This window comes from Leclercia sp. CFBP8987, from assembly GCF_034044995.2.
In the GTDB taxonomy this organism is placed as follows: domain Bacteria; phylum Pseudomonadota; class Gammaproteobacteria; order Enterobacterales; family Enterobacteriaceae; genus Enterobacter; species Enterobacter tamurae.
This window is the reverse complement of sequence record NZ_CM188255.1, coordinates 375,003-396,819: the sequence shown is the minus strand read 5'-3', so window position 1 is coordinate 396,819 and position 21,817 is coordinate 375,003. Positions and strand designations below refer to the sequence as shown.

Sequence of the window (21,817 nt, the reverse complement as noted above, 5' to 3'; positions counted from 1 at the left end):
CTCCGGTGGAAATTTTCTTCATTCCACCAGCAATAATTTATACAGCGGTTGATTCTCTTCAACCAAATCGGCCAGCGTGTAGTTATCCAGCTCCATGAGAAAACTTTGCACGGCCTTTGAAAGCGCCTGTTTCAGACGACAGGCGGGCGTAATGTGGCAGAACGCGCTGCTACAGTTCACCAGAGTTAATGGCTCCAGTTCGCGTACCACATCACCAACACGAATACTCTGTGCCGGTTTACCGAGGCGAATGCCGCCATTTTTCCCGCGGACGGCAGCAACGTATCCGGCACGGCTAAGTTGATTGATTATCTTGACCATATGATTACGGGACACGCCGTACACCTCTGTCACCTCAGAGATACTGGTCATCTTCCCTTCAGGTAACGACGCCATGTAGATCAGCGCGCGTAATCCGTAATCGGTGAAACTTGTTAACTGCACATCAACCTCAGGAAAAGGGTAAATCGCGGTATATCCGCAGAGATATTCATTAATGATGATAAACCAGCCAGATAGTTGGCGGCTAATTTATTTGAACTGAAAGGCGGGAAGGAGAAAGAAAAGGCCGGATGCGCGTTGCTTATCCGGCCTACGATGGAGGTCTGTAGGCCCGGCAAGCGCAGCGCCGCCGGGCAAAACCATCATTATGCGTCGAACGGGTCGCGCAGAATCATCGTTTCACTACGGTCCGGGCCGGTAGAGATAATATCAATCGGCACACCGGTCAGTTCTTCAATGCGCTGGATATAATCCAGTGCCGCCTGTGGCAGGCCGCTACGCTCTTTCACGCCGAAGGTGGTTTCAGACCAGCCTGGCATGGTTTCGTAGATCGGCTCGATGCCCTGCCAGTCGTCAGCTGCCAGCGGAGTGGTAGTCACTTCGCGGCCATCCGGCATACGGTAGGCAACACAGATTTTCACTTCTTTCAGGCCGTCCAGGACGTCCAGTTTGGTCAGGCAGAAGCCAGACAGGGAGTTGATCTGCACCGCACGGCGCACAGCAACTGCATCCAGCCAGCCGGTACGACGACGACGACCGGTGGTCGCGCCAAACTCGTTACCCTGCTTACAGAGGAACTCGCCGGTTTCATCAAACAGCTCGGTCGGGAACGGACCTGCACCCACGCGAGTGGAGTAAGCTTTGATGATACCCAGAACGTAATCCACATAACGTGGACCCAGGCCAGAGCCGGTTGCCACGCCACCTGCGGTGGTGTTAGAGGAGGTCACGTACGGATAAGTACCGTGGTCGATATCCAGCAGCGTACCCTGCGCACCTTCAAACATGACGAAATCGCCACGCTTGCGCGCCTGGTCCAGCAGATCGGACACATCAACAACCATACCGGTCAGGATGTCGGCAACGGCCATTACATCGTCCAGTACCTTCTGGTAGTCAACCGCGTCAACTTTGTAGAAGTTCACCAGCTGGAAGTTGTGATATTCCATCACTTCTTTCAGTTTTTCAGCAAAGGTAGCTTTGTCGAACAGGTCGCCAACACGCAGACCGCGACGGGCAACTTTATCTTCGTAAGCCGGGCCGATACCACGACCGGTAGTACCGATCGCTTTCGCGCCGCGCGCTTTTTCACGTGCCAGGTCCAGCGCAACGTGGTAGTCGAGGATCAGCGGGCAGGCTTCAGAGAGCAGCAGACGTTCGCGAACCGGGATGCCACGGTCTTCCAGGCCTTTCATCTCTTTCATCAGCGCAGCAGGAGACAGCACAACACCGTTACCGATGATGCTGGTCACATTGTCACGAAGAATGCCTGATGGAATAAGATGGAGGACGGTTTTTTCACCGTTGATTACGAGAGTATGGCCCGCGTTGTGACCACCCTGATAGCGTACAACAAATTTAGCACGTTCAGTCAGAAGATCGACGATCTTCCCTTTACCTTCGTCACCCCATTGGGTGCCCAGTACGACGACGTTGTTACCCATTTTCAAAATCACCGATTGCTTAAAAATGGATTCTACCATCGGTTTTGATGATGTTCAGCTTTTTTTGTATACAAATTTCGTCGAACTTGCCGGGTTCATCACCAATTAATCGATTACCTCAATATGTTGTGTGAAGAGCCGTTTTTCATCACAAGCGGTGCGGCGCTATCAGCGATTACGCTGGTTGGAATGACAAACGCCTTTATAGCATCTTCAGAATTTGGGCCTCAGAGTCACAAAAAAATGGCGCCCCGAGAGGCGCCATTGTCGTCTTCAAACCGTAAAATTAGCGGCTTGTCGTCGGTGATTTCATGTAGCGGAAGAAATCGCTATCCGGGCTGAGTACCATCACATCCTGATTGCTCTGGAAGCTGCTTTCATAGGCACGCAGGCTACGGATAAAGGCATAGAAGTCTGGATCCTGGCTGAACGCGTCGGCGAACAGTTTCGCGGCTTCGGCATCACCTTCACCACGCTGGATACGACCCTGACGCTCAGCTTCTGCCAGCGTTTTAGTCACTTCATAGTCTGCGGTTGCACGCAGCTTCTCAGCCTCTTCCTGACCCTGTGAACGATGGCGACGAGCTACCGCTTCACGCTCAGCGCGCATACGGTTGTAAATCGCTTCGGACACTTCGGTCGGCAGGTTGATCTGCTTAATACGTACGTCAACCACTTCGATACCTAACGCAGCCATACTGTTCGGGTTGATCACCGGCACTTTGCCGTTGGTTTCAGCCTGAACACGTTCAGCCGCTTTGGCGATCGCGTCGTCAGCCGCTGGCGTGGTCACTTCATCTTCCGTGCCCGCAGAGCCGGAGTTCAGGGCATCGCGTACTTCCAGGGTCAGACGACCACGGGAGTCGGTAACGATGTCTTTCACATCCAGACGACCAATTTCAGAACGCAGACGGTCAGAGAACTTACGTTTCAGCAGCACTTCGGCCTGGGAGACGTCACCGCCGCCGGTCGCCAGGTAGTAACGGCTGAAATCGCTGATGCGCCACTTGATGTAAGAGTCGACAATCAGGTCTTTCTTCTCTTTGGTCACGAAGCGATCGGCCTGGTTATCCATGGTCTGGATACGGGCATCCAGCGTTTTAACCGATTCGATCATCGGGATCTTAAAGTGCAGACCCGGCTCGTAAACCAGCGGTTTGTTTTCGCTGTCACGCAGAACTTTGCCAAAACGCAGGGTAATACCGCGCTCGCCCTCTTTAACCACAAAAATAGAGGTATAAAGCACGACCAGCACGATGATGATGATCGCAATAACTGACTTACGCATCGTTATTCCCCCTGACGCTGGTTGTCGTTACGCTGCGCGTTGGCGCGGCGTTGGTCCATGATGTCACCATCGCTTGAAGAAGAGGTGGTATTGGCTCTGGTGTTGCCAGTCGACGCTGGCGGCAGACGCAACAGCTCATTCGCTCCGCTGTTATTGGCCTTTGCACCACTCGCATTCCCGCCTTTCAGCATCTGATCCAGCGGCAGAACCATCAGGTTGCCATTTTTGCTGTCATTCACCAGCACCTTACGGGTGTGGCTCAGCACTTTTTCCATGGTCTCGATATACAGACGCTCACGGGTAATTTCCGGTGCGGCTTTATATTCAGGCAGCAGTCTCGCAAAACGCGCCACTTCACCCTGAGCTTCGAGAACGGTCTGAGTCTTATAGGCGCGCGCTTCTTCGAGAATACGCTGTGCCTGACCGTTTGCACGCGGCTGGACTTCGTTGATGTACGCTTCCGCTTCACGGATGTACTGCTGTTCGTTTTCACGGGCAGCAATCGCATCATCAAATGCCGCTTTCACCTCTTCCGGCGGACGAGCAGCCTGGAAGTTGACGTCCAGCAGGGTGATACCCATGTTGTACGGACGAATGGTCTCTTCCAGCTCACGCTGGGTATCGCTACGAATAACGGTACGACCTTCGGTCAGAATGCGGTCCATGGTGTATTTGCCGATTACGCCGCGCAGGGCGCTGTCGGTAGCCTGACGCAGACTGTCGTCCGCGCTGGTCACGCTAAACAGGTAGTGCTGCGGATCGGTGACACGGTACTGCACGTTCATCTCAACGCGGACGACGTTCTCATCGGACGTCAGCATTACGCCGGACGCCGCCAGTTCACGTACCGACTCAACGTTAACGGCGCGCACGTTATCAACGAAGGTAGGTTTCCAGTTCAGGCCTGGCTCAACCAGATGGCTGAACTTACCAAAACGGGTGACAACACCGCGCTCGGCTTCTTTGATGGTGTAGAACCCGCTGGCAGCCCAGATAATTACCGCTGCAGCCGCAACAATAGTCACCACGCGACCGCCCATATGAGGACGCGGCCCCTGGCCAGTACCGCCGCCAGTGCCTTTACCACCGCCAAGACCGCCCAGCTTTTTACTCAGCTTGCGGAAGATATCATCCAGATCGGGTGGCCCCTGCTCGCGACCACCTTTGTTGCCATTTCCCCCGGAGTTGCCGCCTTGATTATTGCTGCTCCCCCACGGGTCGCGGTCTTGTCCGTTATTACCGGGCTGATTCCACGCCATGTATGTGCTCCATATTTGTTATGCGGTGATATACCTTCAAACGCCTGGCATGCCGGAGCATCCATTGCGATTCGGGTATCCCAAAGGGCAAAAACCTTCAGGCATCTCCTATCCGGTCAGACGACGTAGTCGACCAGCGCAGGTTCTTGTTTACAGAGGCGACGCCAGTCAACGATCGGCATACGCACTTGCAACCCCACGCTGCCGTCATCCTCCATCCACTCTTTTTCTATCGCCTGAAGCTGATAAAAACGGCTGCGCAGTCGGCCTTCCTCGGGGGGTAGACGCAGCGTGTGCTGAGCCACTTCACCGGAAAGACGTTCTGTTAAGGCCTGGAAAAGCAGTGGTACACCAACACCGGTCTGGGCAGAAAGCCAGACCCGAATCGGTATGTTCTCTTCATCCCTGTCGATACGCGGCTCAAAGCCATCCAGCATATCGATTTTGTTCATCACCAGCAGCGTTGGGATCTCGTGCGCATCAATCTCTTCCAGCACGATATTCACTGCATCGATGTTTTCCTGCAGGCGGACATCCGCAGCGTCAATGACGTGCAACAGCAGCGTCGCCTGACGGGTCTCCTGCAGGGTGGCTTTAAATGCGGCCACCAGGTCGTGCGGCAGATGACGGATAAACCCAACGGTATCCGCCAGCACGGTTTCACCGACGTCCGTCACATCAATGCGGCGCAGCGTCGGATCCAGGGTCGCAAACAGCTGGTCTGCGGCATACACCTGGGCCTCAGTGATCTGGTTAAACAGGGTGGATTTACCGGCGTTGGTATAACCGACCAGCGACACCGTTGGAATGTCTGCTTTCTGTCGGGAGCGGCGCCCCTGCTCACGTTGCTTCTCAACTTTTTCAAGTCGTGAGAGGATCTGGGTTATACGGCCACGCAGCAAGCGACGGTCGGTTTCGAGCTGGGTTTCACCCGGGCCACGCAAACCAATCCCGCCTTTCTGTCTTTCAAGGTGTGTCCAGCCGCGCACCAGGCGCGTTGCCAGATGGCGCAACTGCGCCAGCTCGACCTGCAGTTTCCCTTCATGGGTACGTGCACGTTGAGCAAAAATGTCCAGAATCAAACCCGTTCGATCGATAACGCGACATTCGCACAGACGTTCCAGGTTGCGTTCCTGGGCCGGTGTCAGGGCGTGATCAAAAAGCACGACTGATGCGCCAGTCGCTTTAACGGCATCCGCAATCTCTACTGCTTTACCTTCACCAACAAAATACTTTGGGTGCGGCGCTTTACGGCTACCGGTAATCACCTGCATTGCTTCGACACCGGCGGAAGAGACCAGAGCTTCAAACTCCTGGAGATCTTCCATATCTTTGTCTTGCGAAAAATAGATGTGTACCAGCACCGCCTGCTCACCGGCATCATAACGGTCAAACAAGCGTAAACCTCTCAAAAAAGATCAGCGGGGAACGCAGAAAATCTGGCTCCCCGATATGGAAATAACAGCCAGTAACCTTATTCGGTTTCTTCACTGTCCTGCGCAGGCGCAGAAGAACCCTGCGCGTTGCTGCCATGATGGTAGTTACTGGAACCGCCGCCAGCGTTATTGCTGTGATGAGATACTGGACGAGACGGAACAACAGTAGAAATCGCGTGCTTGTAGACCATCTGGCTGACCGTGTTTTTCAACAGGATCACGAACTGATCGAAAGACTCAATTTGACCTTGCAGCTTAATACCATTCACCAAATAAATAGAAACTGGAACACGTTCACGACGCAGTGCGTTCAAGAACGGATCTTGTAAAGATTGCCCCTTAGCCATTCTATCTTTTCCTTATATGCTTGTTTTGTACTTAGAACCTTGCGATTCTGAAAAATTGCGCACGATACGACTTAATTGTACACATTCAGTCTGCGATATCACCAACAACCTGTAATAGATCATGTAACGCCTGTTGGGGCTTTTCACTGTCTAACCAGTGGATACCATCCCAACCGCGCAACCAGGTCATCTGGCGTTTCGCCAACTGTCTCGTGGCGCAAATACCTCGATAAACCATTTCATCATGTGAAATTTCACCTTCAATGTATGACCACATCTGGCGATAACCCACACAACGAATGGAAGGCATGTCCGTATGCAAATCTCCACGGGCAAATAGCGCCCGCACTTCTGCTTCAAAATCTGAAGCTAACATCTGATGAAAACGCTGCTCAATTCGCTGATGGAGCAGTTCACGGCTCGCCGGGGCGATGGCGAACTGATGCACCTGATACGGCAGAGCCTCTCCTGACGTTTGCGTCAGTTCCGTTAAAGTTTTACCCGAAATGAAAAAAACTTCCAGTGCCCGGGAAAGCCTTTGCGGATCATTTGGATGAATACGTGCTGCGGCAACCGGATCGATCTCAGCCAGTTGCTCATGCAGCGCACCCCATCCCTGCTCTGCCGCCTGTTGCTCAATCTTTGCTCTAACCGCAGGGTCTGCCGATGGCAACGGCGATAACCCTTCCAGTAAGGCTTTGAAATAGAGCATGGTTCCACCCACTAACAGGGGAATACGCCCTGCTGCGGTGATCTCTGCCATCTGCGCCAGCGCATCGCGACGAAAATCTGCCGCCGAATAGGCCTGCGCCGGGTCAAGAATATCCAGTAATCGGTGCGGGGCCGCGCGTAACTCGTCTGCGTTAGGCTTTGCCGTACCAATATCCATCCCCTGATAAATAAGGGCGGAATCAACGCTAATCAACTCTACTGGCAAAACTTTACGTAACTCAATGGCTAACGCGGTTTTACCGGAGGCCGTTGGCCCCATCAAAAATATCGCCTTAGGCAGGCTGGTATTACTCAAGTCACTCATTTTTCAGGGCGTTCTTAGCCGTTTGTAGATCTACAGGTTGCAATAAACCACCCGGCGGCGCTTTTACCAGCTGCGGGCAGAGGCGTTCGACCTCCGCCAGCACCGTAATCGCCTGCGCCATACTCCACGTCGAATGTTCGCTGGCCAACTGGCGGGCGATCCACTGTGCGGTGTTGGCGGCATCAAACGTCGTCTGTTGCGCCAGGTAGCCTATCAGTTCAGGAATCAAGTTTTGTAAATTTTGTTGGCGTAAGGGTAAAGGCACCGCCCGAAGCGTGACATGGTGCGCTTCGGTCACTACCTCGATGCCCATTTCAGCCAGCGCCGTTTGATAACGCTGGATGATCTGCGTCTCTTGCGCCGAGATTTTTATCCGCACCGGGATCAGCAGCGGCTGGGCGCAGGCCTGCTGTGGACCAGGTGCAAGCTGCGCCTGTTTTAACCAGCTCTCGGCTATCGGCAGGGACAACAGCGCCAGCTGGCCGTCACGCTCCAGCAGGGCCGCATCCGGTGATACGATGGTCAGTACCCGACCAAAACTCTGGCTATGCCCTACCAGCGTAGAGGTTGCAGGTGCGACATCTTCTGTTTTCTGGGCAGGCGCCGGGGTATCGAGCAAGGTGCGATAGACCGCGCCCGCCTGCTTCTGATAGCCCGGCTGGGCATGGGGATAGCTGGCACCTGAGGTCCGGGAAGCTGAGCCGCCGGATGCAAAGCGCGGGGCGGCAGGTTCACGGGCGACAGCCGGTTCAGCAAACTGGTTTTTGCCCGCCGCAACGCGGTTTTCCGGGATCGTCCGCGGCGCAGGCTCCACGTTACTCAGCGGCAGAGTCGGGTCGGCCTGCTGCTGCAATACGCTCAGCACGCCCTGGTAGATAAAGTCATGCACCAGCCGCGACTGATGAAAACGCACTTCATGCTTCGCCGGATGGACATTCACATCCACCTGATGCGGGTCGATCTCCAGATACAGCACAAAAGCGGGCTGCTCTCCGGCACCGAGTTTATCCTCGCACGCCTGGCGGATGGCATGGTTGATCAGGCGGTCGCGCATCATACGTCCGTTGACGTAGCAATACTGGATCTCCGCAAATGCCGCGCTGCTGGCTTTTGGATCCGCCACCCAGCCGCGCAGGGTCAGATCGCCATGCTGCCACTCAATAGCCAGCGCCTGTTCCAGAAACGGCGTACCGCAAATGGTGCCCAGCCGACGCTCTTTCTGCCCGCCCTGCGCCACGGCGCGGTACTGACGCATCATCTTGCCGTTATGGCTCAGGTTGATGGTGACATCGAAACGCGCCAGCGCGATGCGTCGAATAATCTCGTCGATATGACCGAATTCGGTTTTCTCGGTGCGCATAAACTTGCGCCGCGCGGGGGTGTTGTAGAACAGGTCCAGCACTTCCAGCGTGGTGCCCACCGGGTGCGCGGCAGGTTTGACCGTCACGTCCATATCCCGGCCTTCGGCGTAGGCCTGCCAGGCTTCCGGCTGTTCTGCGGTGCGGGAGGTGAGCGTTAAGCGGGAGACGGAGCTGATACTGGCCAGCGCTTCGCCGCGAAAACCGAGGCTGATAATGGCTTCGAGGTCGTCGAGGGAGGCGATTTTGCTGGTGGCGTGACGGGCCAGCGCCAGGGCCAGCTCCTCTTTTTTGATGCCGCAGCCGTTATCACGGATGCGGATGAGTTTCGCGCCGCCGCGTTCAATATCAATGTCGATGCGGGTCGCGCCCGCATCAAGACTGTTTTCCACCAGCTCTTTCACCACCGACGCAGGGCGTTCTACCACCTCACCGGCGGCGATTTGGTTCGCAAGCTGCGGCGGCAGAACCTGAATCGGCATGAAATCTCCTTAGTTGGTCGAGGTCGACTCGCCCGGTAATACGGCGCTGGCGGTCTGCCCCGCGCCACCCTGCGGTGCAGACTGGAGCGGATGCGAATCAAAATACTTGCGCAGGCCTTTATAAATCGCCTCGGCAATCTGCTGCTGGTAGCTGTCGCTGCCCAGCAGGCGCTCTTCACCGTGATTACTGATAAAGCCCGTTTCCACCAGAATGGACGGGATATCCGGCGAACGCAGCACGCCCAGGCTGGCATGTTCCGGGCGGCGTTTGTGCAGAGAACCGACACTTTGCAGCTGATTCAGGACGTTAGTCGCCACATCATACCCGACACGCTGGGAATGGCCGAACTGTAAATCCAGTACCGCCTGGCTCAGGTAGGGATCCGACTGGCTGTTCGCCAGTACGTCGCCTGCCCCGCCTAACAGCTCGGATTGCTTTTCATGTTCCTCAAGCCAGTTTGCCATTTCGCTGTTAGCACGACGGTTGGAAAGCACCCATACGGATGCTCCCGTCGCGTTGCGGTTGGGAGCTGCATCGGCATGCACAGAGACGAGGAAGTTAGCGTTCTGCTGGCGCGCCACGTCAGACCGGCCCATGACCGAGATAAAATAATCGCCATCGCGGGTTAACACGCCTTTAAACATCGGGTCGTCATTCAGCAAGGTCCGCAGCTTACGGGCGATGGCGATGGTCACGTTCTTCTCACGCGTCCCGCCCGGCCCGATGGCGCCAGGATCATCGCCACCGTGTCCGGCATCAATCGCAATAATGACTTTGTCGCCGGTTGTCTGGCGCGCCTGGGCTGCCGGACGCGTCACCGTGTTGCTACTGGTAACGCTGGTAATCCGATCGCTGCCGGTTTTAAACGGATTGCGGGCCGGCTCTGACGGGCGCTGTGCCACAACAGGCGCTTCCACCCGCTTCGCTACTACCGGCGGTGGTGGCGGAGGCGGCGGTGCATCGGCATTGATGGTGAAGATCACCATATAGTTGGCGCCGTTCTGCTGCTTCACCGCCCGGGTCTTACCGTTCTGCGTTAAATCAACCACCAGACGCAGGGACTGATCGTCTTTCGGCGTACCGGAACGAATGCGGTGCACCAGATTATTGCCGCTAAACTGCAGCGGTAACCCTTTGATGACGCCGGTCTGTTTAATATCCAGCGCGACGCTGCGCTTATCGTCCTGCGAAAACGCATACTCTGGATCGCCCATAAAGCTGAAGGTGATCCTGGCCTGATTATCGCCGTTTGAGACCTGAATATCGGACAGCGTTGCCGCCCCGGCCTGGGCACAAAACAGCACCGTTGCAGCCATCAACCAACTTTTAACGCGATTAATCATCCCGTTATCTCTTCTTTTAACCGGCTAACCGCGCCAGTATGGAGTTACCTGATGCGGAGACAGCAGTGACGCGGGCTTCACGCCCTTGCGCCTGATACTCCAGGTGAATTTCAACATCCGGGTCAGGCAAGACGCCTGTTCCCTGCTGCGGCCACTCTACGAGGCAAATAGCATCGTTGGCGAAATAGTCACGGATCCCCATAAATTCCAGCTCTTCAGGGTCGGCAAGGCGATAGAGATCGAAGTGGTACACCATCAGGTTGTCGAGGGTGTAGGGCTCAACCAGCGTATAGGTCGGGCTTTTCACGTTTCCCTGATGCCCCAGCGCCTGTAAGAAGCCCCGGCTAAAGGTGGTCTTACCCGCGCCAAGGTCGCCATACAGATAAATGACGGTTGCGCCCTCGCAGGCCTGCGCCACGCGCTGGCCGAGATCTAAAGTTGCCTGTTCGTCGGGTAAAGGGATCACTCGATTAATCATTTTCTACGTCAATTATTTCCGGGTTAACAACACGCCGCAGCGTGTCAAAAAGATCGGTTGCCAGCATACCGCGCGTGCCATACTGGTCAGCCAGCCGATCGGCGGCTGCACCGTGGGCGACGCAGCCTGCGCAGGCGGCATCATAAAGCGCCAGTTTCTGTCCGAGCAACGCCCCGATAATACCGGAAAGCACATCGCCCATACCGCCGCTCGCCATGCCGGCATTGCCGACATCAATGATACCTGCAAAGCCGCCCTCGCTGGCGACGATGGTGCCAGCGCCTTTCAGCACCACCACACCACCGTAACGTTTTACCAGACGCTGGGCAGAATGTAAGCGATCACTTTCAATTTCTGCAACGCTGCAGTTAAGCAGACGCGCGGCCTCACCGGGGTGCGGCGTCAGGATGCGATTGTGACGTTTATCCGGATTGATTGCCAGAAGGTTCAGCGCGTCAGCGTCCCACAGCATGGCGTGCCGAAAGCTCTCAACCTTACGTAACGCCTCTTTACCCCACGGCTCCTGACCCAGACCGGGGCCAATCACCACCACATCGGCCCACTGCAGGCTCTTATCCAGCGCCTCGGCTGTCAGTTCGTGCACCATTAGCTCAGGCCGGGCGGTGACAATGGGGGCTATATTTTCGCGGCGGGTCAGGACACGCACCAGCCCCGCTCCCGTCCGTAACGCCGCTTCGCCGGTCATGCGGATAGCACCTGCGGTGCCGTGGTCGCCGCCGATAATGACCAGACGCCCGTGATCGCCTTTATGAGAGGTGGGACGGCGCGGTGGAAGCCAGTGTGCCAGCTGCGCGGCATCAAAGCGGCTGAGTGCCGTCTCTTGCCCGGCGAGCCAGCCCTCCAGCCCGAGGGCGTTATGGTGCAACGCCCCGACGACATCACGCGCTTTCCCGGTCAGCAGGCCGGGTTTAAGAGCGATAAAGGTCACCGTATGGTCGGCGTGGATCACTTCGCCGGGCGTGGTGCCGGTCTGCGCGTTCAGCCCGGAGGGGACATCCAGCGAGACGACGGGGGCCGGATGCTGGTTGGCCTGCGTGATTAATCTGGCAACCTGATTGCGTGGCGCGCTGCGTAAACCGGTTCCCAGCAGACCATCGACAATCAGATCGATGCCTTCGGGCCAGACCGACTCCGCGGCATGGATAACGCCTGCCGCCTCCAGCCAGGTTTCCCGCGCTTTTGTCGCCTCTTCGGGGAGGGGTTTATCGCTCTCCAGCGCCAGCAGCGTGACGGTAATGCCTGCGGCGAGCGCCAGTCGGGCCACCACATAGCCATCGCCGCCGTTGTTGCCATGGCCGCACAGGATCAACCAGTGTCTGCTCTGCGGGTAAGCCGTGCGGGCAACGGCAAAAGCGGCCTCGCCTGCACGCTGCATCAGCTTATAAAGGGTCATGCCGATGCTGTCTGCCGCCTCTTTTTCGATGCGACGTAGCGCCTCCGCTGGCCAGACAGAATGTGGTATACTTGCGGGGTTTTTCTTCACAGTATGGTCCGTCATGTCACAGCCCCTCGATCTCAATCAGTTAGCGCAAAACATTAAACAGTGGGGCGCTGAGCTTGGTTTTCAACATGTGGGTATCACCGATACCGATCTCTCTGCCAGTGAGCCAAAACTCCAGGCATGGCTGGATAATCAATACCACGGCGAAATGGAGTGGATGGCGCGTCACGGCATGATGCGCGCCCGTCCGCATGAACTGTTGCCGGGGACCCTGCGCGTGATCAGCGTGCGTATGAATTATCTTCCCGCCCGGGCAGCCTTTGCCAGTACGCTGAAAGACCCCACGCTGGGGTACGTCAGCCGTTATGCCCTCGGACGTGATTATCATAAACTGCTGCGTAACCGACTCAAAAAGCTCGGGGAAATGATCCAGCAGCAGTGCGCCACGCTGAATTTTAGACCCTTTGTCGATTCCGCGCCTGTTCTTGAACGCCCGCTGGCTGAAAAAGCAGGGCTTGGCTGGACAGGTAAGCACTCACTTATCCTCAGCCGCGATGCTGGCTCCTTCTTCTTCCTCGGTGAATTACTGATTGACCTCCCTTTACCGGTGGATAAACCGGTCGAAGACGGCTGCGGACGCTGCGTGGCCTGCATGACCATCTGCCCCACCGGGGCCATCGTTGAGCCTTACACCGTCGATGCCCGCCGCTGCATCTCCTACCTGACTATCGAACTGGAAGGGGCCATCCCGGAAGAGTTTCGGCCGTTAATTGGCAACCGCATATACGGCTGCGATGACTGCCAGCTGATCTGCCCGTGGAACCGTTATTCACAGTTAACGGAGGAGGACGACTTCAGCCCGCGTAAGGCTCTGCACGCGCCGCCGCTTCTGGAGCTGTTTGCCTGGAGCGAAGCCTGGTTTCTGAAGGTGACGGAGGGATCGGCTATTCGCCGCATCGGACATCTGCGCTGGCTGCGAAATATTGCGGTCGCGCTGGGAAATGCCCCCTGGGACGAAGCCAATATTCAGGCCCTGGAAAGTCGCAGAGGTGAGCACCCACTTCTTGATGAGCACATAGAGTGGGCGGTTGCGCAGCAAATCGCCAAACGAAACGCCTGCGTTGTAGAGGTACAATTACCGCAGAAAATCAGGCTGGTACGGGTGGTCGAAAAAGGGCTACCACGCGATGCATGATGTTTCCACAGGCTGTGAATAAAATTTAAAAGCCAGAGTTAGTCCGGGCCCGGCTACAGGTCAAGTGATCGGCTTAACATTTTGAAATGAAATTTTCTTTATTATTTTCAACAGATTATAAAGTTACTATTCATCAGGCGAAGTATTTGGCTATTCGCTGAAAAATAGCAAAGCTGTGGATAAGTCTGTTAAGAAGAGTTTGTCAGAAATGAAACAAATCATCCCCGGCGGGGCTTGCCGCTGTGGATATCTGGAAGAGGAGTAAAAAATTTGGAGCGGGAAACGAGACTCGAACTCGCGACCCCGACCTTGGCAAGGTCGTGCTCTACCAACTGAGCTATTCCCGCTTGGGTGGTGCGTATCTTGCGATACCTTTCAAATTTTGGAGCGGGAAACGAGACTCGAACTCGCGACCCCGACCTTGGCAAGGTCGTGCTCTACCAACTGAGCTATTCCCGCTTAATCTTTGTCTTTCAAGCCGCCACTGCGTTGGCTGCCTTCACTCACCTTAGTCACTTACTTTAGTAAGCTCCCAAGGATTCGTTCAGTTGCCGCCTTGTTGCAACTTGAAATCCTGCGATTGGTGGTCTTACTGCGCAGCGAAAGATTTGGAGCGGGAAACGAGACTCGAACTCGCGACCCCGACCTTGGCAAGGTCGTGCTCTACCAACTGAGCTATTCCCGCAAAATCTGTGCTGTCGTAACGATGAATTCTCTGTCGTTACGGGAGGCGCATTATACGAGAAATCCTTTCTGCTGCAACCCCCCAAAAAGCGATTTTTTATAAATTAAGTTCAAGTGCTGCAATATTCGTCACATTGCGCATTTTTAAATCGTTTTAGCGATTTAGACCCGACAAGCGCTGCCCGCCGGGCCTGCAGCTTACAATTTAATAAAATGTTCGCGGTAGTAAGCCAGCTCCGCCACCGACTCGCGGATATCGTCCATCGCCTGGTGAGTGCCCTGCTTCTTAAAACCGTCCAGCATCTCCGGCTTCCAGCGACGGGCCAGCTCTTTCAGGGTGCTGACATCGAGATAACGGTAGTGGAAGTACGCTTCCAGCTCCGGCATGTACTTAAACAGGAAACGGCGATCCTGACCGATGCTGTTACCGCAGATCGGTGACTTGCCCTGCGGCACCCACTGCTTGAGGAACTCAATGGTGGCCAGTTCGGCTTCACGATCCCCCAGCGTACTGGCTTTAACACGTTCCACCAGCCCGCTGCCGGTATGGGTGCGCACGTTCCAGTCATCCATCAGCGCCAGCTGCTCGTCGGACTGATGCACGGCAATGGTCGGCCCTTCCGCCAGCACATTCAGGTTCGCGTCGGTCACCAACGTGGCGATCTCAATAATGCGATCGCGCTCGGGATCCAGTCCGGTCATCTCCAGATCGATCCAAATCAGATTGTTTTCATCTGCACTCATGTTATTTTCCACCCTTCTCGTATAACCGGCCGTGGCAGGTTAACTAGTATTAATTAGTGTGTATCATAGAGGTTTTGCCCAATATGGGCGACCAGGAGCCAGCACGATTGAGTAAAAATAAACTCTCCAAAGGGCAACAGCGCCGCGTGAAAGCCAATCACCAGCGCCGTCTTAAAACCACTTCGGAGAAGGTCGATTACGACGACAACCTGTTTGGCGAACCCGCTGAAGGCGTGGTGATAAGCCGCTTCGGTATGCATGCTGATGTGGAATCGGGCGATGGCGACGTTCACCGCTGCAATATCCGCCGCACCATCCGCTCGCTGGTCACCGGTGACCGCGTGGTCTGGCGTCCGGGTAAAGCCGCCGCAGAAGGCGTGACGGTGAAAGGCATCGTGGAAGCCGTGCATGAGCGCACGTCGGTATTGACGCGCCCCGACTTCTACGACGGCGTAAAACCCATTGCCGCCAACATCAATCAGATCGTGATTGTCTCTGCGATCCTGCCTGAACTGTCACTGAATATTATCGACCGTTATCTCGTCGCCTGTGAAACCCTCGAGGTTGAGCCGCTGATTGTCCTGAACAAAATCGATCTGCTTGATGACGAAGGCATGGACTTCGTTAATGAGCAGATGGATATCTACCGCAAGATTGGCTATCGCGTGCTGATGGTCTCAAGCCGGAAGCAGGATGGCCTGAAGCCGCTCGAAGAGGCATTGACCGATCGCATCAGCATTTTTGCCGGTCAGTCCGGCGTGGGCAAATCCAGCCTGTTGAACAACCTGCTTGGTCTGCCGCAGGAGATCCTGACCAACGATGTCTCTGACAACTCCGGTCTGGGTCAGCACACCACCACCGCCTCGCGCCTGTATCACTTCCCGCATGGCGGCGACGTGATCGACTCCCCTGGGGTGCGTGAATTTGGTCTGTGGCATCTCGAGCCCGATCAAATCTTTAACGGCTTTGTCGAATTCCTCGACTATTTAGGCGCGTGTAAATACCGTGACTGTAAGCACGATAACGACCCTGGCTGTGCCATTCGTGCAGCGGTCGAAAACGGTGAAATTGCGGAAACCCGTTTTGCAAACTATCACCATATTCTCGAAAGCATGGCGCAGGTAAAAACGCGTAAAAGCTTTTCTGAATCTGATGACTGACAACTAAGCTAAGCGTCGCTAAAATCGTCCCCTTTTTTCAGGTTCCGGCTCTCCTGCAGCCGGATCAGGAACGACAAAACAATGGCCTGGAGGCTACCTTGTTAAACTCATTTAAACTTTCGCTTCAATACATTCTGCCGAAACTGTGGCTCACTCGCCTGGCGGGCTGGGGCGCGAGCAAACGAGCGGGCTGGCTGACTAAGCTGGTGATCGATCTGTTCGTGAAATACTACAAGGTCGACATGAAAGAGGCGCAGAAGCCGGATACCGCCAGCTACCGCACCTTCAACGATTTCTTTGTGCGTGCCCTGCGTGATGAAGTGCGTCCGCTGAATACCGACCCGAACGTGCTGGTAATGCCTGCTGACGGCGTGATCAGCCAGCTGGGCGCGATCGAAAACGACAAAATCCTGCAGGCCAAAGGCCATAACTACAGCCTGGAAGCCCTGCTGGCAGGTAACTACCTGATGGCGGATCTGTTCCGCAATGGTTCCTTTGCCACCACCTACCTGTCGCCACGCGACTATCACCGCGTGCATATGCCGTGCAACGGCATTCTGCGGGAGATGATCTACGTTCCGGGCGATCTGTTCTCGGTAAACCATCTGACTGCGCAAAACGTGCCGAACCTTTTTGCCCGTAACGAGCGCGTTATCTGCCTGTTCGATACCGAGTTTGGCCCAATGGCGCAGATTCTGGTGGGTGCCACCATTGTCGGCAGCATTGAGACCGTCTGGGCGGGAACCGTTACGCCACCGCGCGAAGGCGTGATCAAACGCTGGACTTGGCCTGAAGGTGAAAACGAAGGCTCCGTGGCGCTGCTGAAGGGCCAGGAGATGGGCCGCTTCAAGCTCGGCTCCACCGTCATCAACCTGTTTGCTCCGGGTAAAGTGAAGCTGGTTGAGCAGCTCGAAAGCCTGTCGGTCACCAAACTCGGCCAGCCGCTGGCGGTGTCGACGGAAACCTTCGTGACCCCGGACGCAGAGCCTGCCCCGCTGTCCGACGAAGAGATTGCCGCCGAACTCGAAGCCAGCCCGCTGGTTGATGACAAAAAAGACGAAAGCTAAGTAAAGGTAAACTGACGTGCGCCTGATTATCACTTTGCTGATGGCCTGGTGCCTCAGTACGGGGGCGTACGCCGCTACGGCCCCCGACAGCAAACAAATCTCACAGGAACTGGAGCAGGCGAAGGCGGCAAAGCCCGCCCAGCCGGAAACCGTTGAGGCTCTCGAGGCTGCGCTGAACGCGCTTGAGGAGCGTAAAGGCTCCCTTGAGCGTGCCACGCAGTATCAGCAGGTCATCGATAACTTCCCCAAACTGTCACAAACCCTGCGCGCGCAGCTGAACGATCTGCGTGAAGAGCCGCGCCAGGTCCCTGCGGGCATGACCTCTGACACCCTGAATCAGGAGATCCTGCAGGTCAGCAGCCAGTTACTGGAAAAAACCCGTCAGGCGCAGCAGGAGCAGGAGCGCGCCCGCGACATCGCTGACTCCCTGACCCAACTGCCTCAGCAACAAACCGATGCCCGCCGTCAGCTCAATGAGGTTGAACGCCGCGCCGGGGCGCAAACCGGCAATACCGCCCTTAGCCAGGCTCAAACTCTGGGCATCCAGGCGGAATCCGCCAGGTTAAAAGCGCTGGTGGATGAACTGGAGCTGGCGCAGTTGTCGGCCAACAATCGTCAGGAGCTGGCGCGTATGCGCTCTGAGCTGGCGAAAAAGCAGAGCGAGCAGCTGGATGCTTATCTCCAGGCGCTGCGCAATCAACTCAACAGCCAGCGCCAGCAAGAAGCTGAGCGGGCGCTGGAGAGCACCGAACTGCTGGCAGAGAACAGCGAGAACCTGCCCGCCGGGATCGTCGAGCAGTTTAAGGTCAACCGCGAGCTCTCTGCCGCGCTGAACCAGCAGGCCCAGCGCATGGATCTGGTAGCCTCCCAGCAACGCCAGGCGACCAATCAAACCCTGCAGGTGCGTCAGGCGCTGAATACGCTACGCGAACAGTCGCAGTGGCTCGGTTCGTCAAACCTGCTTGGTGAAGCCCTGCGCGCTCAGGTTGCCCGCCTGCCCGAAATGCCAAAACCTCAGCAGCTTGATACTGAAATGGCGCAGCTGCGTGTGCAGCGTCTGCGCTTTGAAGATCAACTCAACAAGCAGCCGCAGCTGCGCCAGATCCATCAGCCCGACGGCAAAGCGCTCACCGCCGAGCAGAACCGCATTCTGGAAGCCCAGCTGCGCACGCAGCGTGAATTACTCAATTCACTGTTGCAGGGCGGCGATACGCTGCTGCTTGAGCTGACCAAACTGAAGGTCTCCAACAGCCAGCTGGAAGATGCGTTAAAAGAGGTCAACGAGGCGACGCACCGCTACCTGTTCTGGACCTCGGACGTGCGGCCGATATCCTTCTCCTGGCCGATTGATATTGTTCAGGATCTGCGGCGTTTAATTTCGCTGGATACCTTCAGCCAGTTAGGCAAAGCCAGCGTGATGATGCTCACCAGCAAGGAGACGATTTTCCCGCTGCTGGGCGCGCTGATTCTGGTTGGGTTCAGCATTTACTCCCGCCGACACTTCACCCGCTTCCTCGATCGCTCCAGCGCGCGCGTCGGCAAGGTGACCCAGGACCATTTCTGGCTCACGCTGCGCACGGTCTTCTGGTCGATTCTGGTCGCCTCGCCGCTGCCAGTGCTGTGGATGACCCTCGGCTATGGCCTCCGGGAAGCCTGGCCTTATCCGCTGGCGGTGGCCATTGGCTACGGGGTGACGGCCACCGTACCGCTGCTGTGGGTGGTAATGATCTGCGCCACCTTCGCCCGACCAAATGGCCTGTTTGTCGCCCACTTTGGCTGGCCGCGTAACCGCGTGGCGCGGGCGATGCGCTACTACCTGATGAGCATCGGGCTGATTGTGCCGCTGATTATGGCGCTGATCATGTTTGATAACCTCAACGACCGGGAGTTTTCCGGCTCGCTCGGCCGGCTGTGCTTTATCCTGATTTGTGGTGCGCTGGCGGTGGTGACGCTGAGCCTGAAGAAGGCCGGGATCCCGCTCTATCTCGACAAAGAGGGCAGCGGCGATAACATGGTCAACCATATGCTGTGGAATTTGCTGCTCAGCGCCCCGCTGGCGGCGATTCTGGCGGCGGCGGTCGGCTATCTGGCCACTGCCCAGGCGCTGCTGGCGCGTCTTGAAACTTCGGTGGCGATCTGGTTCCTGCTGCTGGTGGTCTACCACGTTATCCGTCGCTGGATGCTGATTCAGCGTCGTCGTCTGGCCTTCGACCGGGCGAAAAACCGCCGGGCCGAAATCCTCGCCCAGCGTGCGCGCGGCGAAGAGGAGCCCGCTCACATGCTTAGCACGGAAGGCACAGTGGAGGTCGATGAAACCGAGCTGGATCTGGATGCCATCAGTACCCAGTCCCTGCGTCTGGTCCGCTCCATTCTGATGCTGGTCGCCCTGCTGTCTGTCATTGTGCTGTGGTCGGAAATTCATTCAGCGTTTGGCTTCCTGGAGAACATCACTCTCTGGGATGTGACCTCGACGGTTCAGGGCGTGGAGAGTCTGGAGCCGATTACGCTCGGGGCGGTGCTGATAGCCATTCTGGTGTTCATCATCACCACCCAGCTGATCCGTAACTTCCCGGCGCTGCTGGAACTGGCCCTGTTACAGCATCTGGATTTAACGCCGGGCACCGGCTACGCCATTACCACCATCACCAAATACCTGCTGATGGTGTTTGGCGGGCTGGTGGGCTTCTCAATGATCGGCATTGAGTGGTCGAAGTTGCAGTGGCTGGTAGCCGCACTCGGGGTCGGGCTCGGGTTTGGCTTGCAGGAGATCTTCGCCAACTTTATCTCGGGTCTAATCATCCTCTTTGAGAAGCCGATCCGTATTGGCGATACCGTAACGATCCGCGATCTGACCGGCAGCATTACGAAGATCAACACCCGCGCCACCACCATCAGCGACTGGGACCGTAAAGAGATCATCGTCCCTAACAAGGCGTTTATCACCGAGCAGTTTATTAACTGGTCGCTGTCGGACTCCGTGACGCGTGTGGTGCTGACCGTGCCGGCCCCGTCGGATGCCAACAGCGAAGAGGTAACGCAAATTCTTTATACCGCGGCCGAGCGCTGTTCGCTGGTGATCAGCACGCCGGAGCCGGAAGTGTTTTTAGTGGATTTACAGCAGGGGATCCAGATTTTCGAACTGCGTATTTACGCGGCCGAGATGGGCCATCGCATGCCGCTGCGCCATGAGATCCACCAGCTGATTCTGGCGGGCTTCCGTGAGCACGGTATCGATATGCCGTTCCCACCGTTCCAGATGCGTCTGGAAACGCTGGACGGGCGTAAGACGGGAAGAACCTTGACGTCGGCGGCGAAGTCGCGCCCGGCGGGGAGTTTGTAATCAGGAGGGGTGCGGTCTGATGCCCTCACCCCAACCCTCTCCCACAGGGAGAGGGAGAACAACCAAACCGTCAGGCGCGGTCTACGGTAAAAGCAATCACATCACCCAACTGCTCAGCGCCCAGCGCCAGCATCACCAGACGATCAACCCCCAGCGCCACGCCGGAGCAGTCCGGCAAGCCGGCTTTTAACGCGCCCAGCAGATTGTGGTCGATGGGCTGCTGCGGCAGGCCGCGCGCGGCGCGCTTGCGGTTATCCTGATCGAAACGCTGCTGCTGTTCACGGGCATCCGTCAGTTCGTGGAAACCATTCGCCAGCTCAATACCTTTAAAGTACACCTCGAAACGCTCCGCCACGCGGTGATCTTCGGTGCTGATCTGAGCCAGTGACGCCTGGCTTGCCGGGAAGTGATAGACAAAGGTCGGGCGATCTTTGCCAATCTGCGGCTCAACGCCAAAGGTAAAGAGCAGCTGCAGCAGCGTGTCGCGATCTTCTTCAGTATCGGCAACATTGCTGAGATCCAGTTTTGCCGCCGCTTCACGTAGCTGGGTTTTGTCCGCAGAGAGCGGATCAATCTCCAGATGACGCTGGAAAACCTGCTGATAAGAGAGGGTTTCAGCTTCCGGGCACTCCAGGACCTGCTGCAGCAGATCATCCACCTCATTCATCAGGCGATACATATCATAGTGCGGGCGGTACCACTCCAGCATGGTGAATTCAGGGTTGTGATGACGCCCCATCTCTTCATTGCGGAAACTGCGGCACAGCTGATATACCGGCCCACATCCCGCCGCCAGCAGGCGCTTCATGTGGTATTCCGGGCTGGTCATCAGGTAGAGATTCATTCCCTGGGAGTGACCAGGACCAACAAAACGGGTTTCAAACGGCACCAGATGAATATCCGTTACCGTCGCCTGACTCATGCAGGGCGTTTCCACCTCCAGCACACCGCGATCGGCAAAGAAGCGGCGAATCTCCGCCATAATTGCTGCGCGTTTTAACAGATTGGGGATGGATGCGCTCGGCTGCCAGGTGGCCGTTTCGCTCATGAGAATTTCTCCGATTTCAGACAAGGGGACGAAGTCTACTCGTAACCCATGGCGGAGACAAATTTTGCACAGTCAATTTTGTGGTTTTCATAATTCCCAATAATTTCGTGACGTGATTCATCAATTGCAGTGATAAATCCAGC

17 protein-coding genes and 3 tRNA genes are annotated in these 21,817 nt (G+C 56.3%); 4 read left to right on the top strand and 16 right to left on the bottom strand.

The annotated features are described in order from the left end of the window. Positions 1 to 18: 18 nt before the first annotated feature. The 11 genes from nsrR to nnr form a co-directional block, all read right to left on the bottom strand. Positions 19 to 444: a nitric oxide-sensing transcriptional repressor NsrR gene (gene nsrR / locus SOM40_RS01885; RefSeq protein ID WP_166181387.1), complete on the bottom strand. Its 426-nt coding sequence runs from the start codon at positions 442 to 444 to the stop codon at positions 19 to 21. A 203-nt stretch (positions 445 to 647) separates the two neighbouring features. Continuing rightward, positions 648 to 1,946: an adenylosuccinate synthase gene (locus SOM40_RS01880; protein ID WP_166181386.1), complete on the bottom strand. Its 1,299-nt coding sequence runs from the start codon at positions 1,944 to 1,946 to the stop codon at positions 648 to 650. Between the two features lie 286 nt (positions 1,947 to 2,232). Continuing rightward, the gene (gene hflC / locus SOM40_RS01875) at positions 2,233 to 3,234 is read right to left on the bottom strand and encodes a protease modulator HflC (RefSeq protein ID WP_106994046.1); all 1,002 of its coding nucleotides are present in this window, start codon (positions 3,232 to 3,234) and stop codon (positions 2,233 to 2,235) included. 2 nt (positions 3,235 to 3,236) lie between these two features. Further along, entirely contained in the window at positions 3,237 to 4,493 is a 1,257-nt protein-coding gene (gene hflK / locus SOM40_RS01870) for an FtsH protease activity modulator HflK (RefSeq protein ID WP_106994045.1), read from the bottom strand. 116 nt (positions 4,494 to 4,609) lie between these two features. Beyond that, positions 4,610 to 5,890, bottom strand: a complete 1,281-nt coding sequence (hflX, locus tag SOM40_RS01865) for a ribosome rescue GTPase HflX (protein ID WP_106994044.1) — start codon at positions 5,888 to 5,890, stop codon at positions 4,610 to 4,612. A 77-nt stretch (positions 5,891 to 5,967) separates the two neighbouring features. After that, complete coding sequence (gene hfq / locus SOM40_RS01860) at positions 5,968 to 6,276, bottom strand: RNA chaperone Hfq (protein WP_032616179.1); 309 nt, start codon at positions 6,274 to 6,276, stop codon at positions 5,968 to 5,970. 85 nt (positions 6,277 to 6,361) lie between these two features. Then, the gene (gene miaA / locus SOM40_RS01855) at positions 6,362 to 7,312 is read right to left on the bottom strand and encodes a tRNA (adenosine(37)-N6)-dimethylallyltransferase MiaA (RefSeq protein WP_166181383.1); all 951 of its coding nucleotides are present in this window, start codon (positions 7,310 to 7,312) and stop codon (positions 6,362 to 6,364) included. Then, the gene (mutL, locus tag SOM40_RS01850) at positions 7,305 to 9,152 is read right to left on the bottom strand and encodes a DNA mismatch repair endonuclease MutL (protein WP_320529833.1); all 1,848 of its coding nucleotides are present in this window, start codon (positions 9,150 to 9,152) and stop codon (positions 7,305 to 7,307) included. Before mutL ends, miaA begins: the two co-directional genes overlap by 8 nt. A gap of 9 nt (positions 9,153 to 9,161) precedes the next feature. Then, positions 9,162 to 10,496, bottom strand: a complete 1,335-nt coding sequence (gene amiB, locus SOM40_RS01845) for an N-acetylmuramoyl-L-alanine amidase AmiB (RefSeq protein WP_166181381.1) — start codon at positions 10,494 to 10,496, stop codon at positions 9,162 to 9,164. Between the two features lie 16 nt (positions 10,497 to 10,512). Then, on the bottom strand, positions 10,513 to 10,974 hold the full coding sequence (tsaE, locus tag SOM40_RS01840; protein ID WP_106994040.1) for a tRNA (adenosine(37)-N6)-threonylcarbamoyltransferase complex ATPase subunit type 1 TsaE: 462 nt from the start codon (positions 10,972 to 10,974) through the stop codon (positions 10,513 to 10,515). Continuing rightward, positions 10,967 to 12,493, bottom strand: a complete 1,527-nt coding sequence (gene nnr, locus SOM40_RS01835) for a bifunctional ADP-dependent NAD(P)H-hydrate dehydratase/NAD(P)H-hydrate epimerase (protein ID WP_320529832.1) — start codon at positions 12,491 to 12,493, stop codon at positions 10,967 to 10,969. The genes tsaE and nnr overlap by 8 nt, the downstream gene beginning before the upstream one ends. Here nnr and queG point away from each other — a divergent pair. Continuing rightward, positions 12,492 to 13,631, top strand: coding sequence for a tRNA epoxyqueuosine(34) reductase QueG (gene queG / locus SOM40_RS01830; RefSeq protein WP_312080185.1), 1,140 nt, complete (start codon positions 12,492 to 12,494; stop codon positions 13,629 to 13,631). The genes nnr and queG overlap by 2 nt on opposite strands. A gap of 271 nt (positions 13,632 to 13,902) precedes the next feature. On the opposite strand, the gene SOM40_RS01825 is transcribed toward queG, so the two are convergent. The 4 genes from SOM40_RS01825 to orn all read right to left on the bottom strand — a co-directional run bounded on the left by SOM40_RS01825 (position 13,903) and on the right by orn (position 15,059). Then, positions 13,903 to 13,978, bottom strand: a tRNA-Gly gene (locus SOM40_RS01825). Between the two features lie 36 nt (positions 13,979 to 14,014). After that, positions 14,015 to 14,090: transfer RNA gene (locus SOM40_RS01820), tRNA-Gly, on the bottom strand. Positions 14,091 to 14,240: 150 nt separating this feature from the next. Beyond that, positions 14,241 to 14,316, bottom strand: a tRNA-Gly gene (locus SOM40_RS01815). A gap of 197 nt (positions 14,317 to 14,513) precedes the next feature. Further along, positions 14,514 to 15,059: an oligoribonuclease gene (gene orn / locus SOM40_RS01810; RefSeq protein ID WP_106994037.1), complete on the bottom strand. Its 546-nt coding sequence runs from the start codon at positions 15,057 to 15,059 to the stop codon at positions 14,514 to 14,516. 107 nt (positions 15,060 to 15,166) lie between these two features. Here orn and rsgA point away from each other — a divergent pair, with 107 nt between their 5' ends. The 3 genes from rsgA (at position 15,167) to mscM (ending at position 20,626) form a co-directional block, all read left to right on the top strand. Then, positions 15,167 to 16,219, top strand: coding sequence for a small ribosomal subunit biogenesis GTPase RsgA (rsgA, locus tag SOM40_RS01805; protein ID WP_181247284.1), 1,053 nt, complete (start codon positions 15,167 to 15,169; stop codon positions 16,217 to 16,219). A gap of 98 nt (positions 16,220 to 16,317) precedes the next feature. Next, positions 16,318 to 17,286: an archaetidylserine decarboxylase gene (asd, locus tag SOM40_RS01800; protein ID WP_166181378.1), complete on the top strand. Its 969-nt coding sequence runs from the start codon at positions 16,318 to 16,320 to the stop codon at positions 17,284 to 17,286. Between the two features lie 16 nt (positions 17,287 to 17,302). Next, positions 17,303 to 20,626 carry a miniconductance mechanosensitive channel MscM gene (mscM, locus tag SOM40_RS01795; RefSeq protein WP_106994034.1) on the top strand — a complete coding sequence of 1,108 codons (3,324 nt, stop codon included), beginning with the start codon at positions 17,303 to 17,305 and terminating at the stop codon, positions 20,624 to 20,626. A 70-nt stretch (positions 20,627 to 20,696) separates the two neighbouring features. Here the strand turns inward: mscM and epmA are convergent, their stop codons facing one another. Then, the gene (epmA, locus tag SOM40_RS01790) at positions 20,697 to 21,674 is read right to left on the bottom strand and encodes an elongation factor P--(R)-beta-lysine ligase (protein ID WP_166181376.1); all 978 of its coding nucleotides are present in this window, start codon (positions 21,672 to 21,674) and stop codon (positions 20,697 to 20,699) included. Between the last annotated feature and the right edge of the window lie 143 nt (positions 21,675 to 21,817).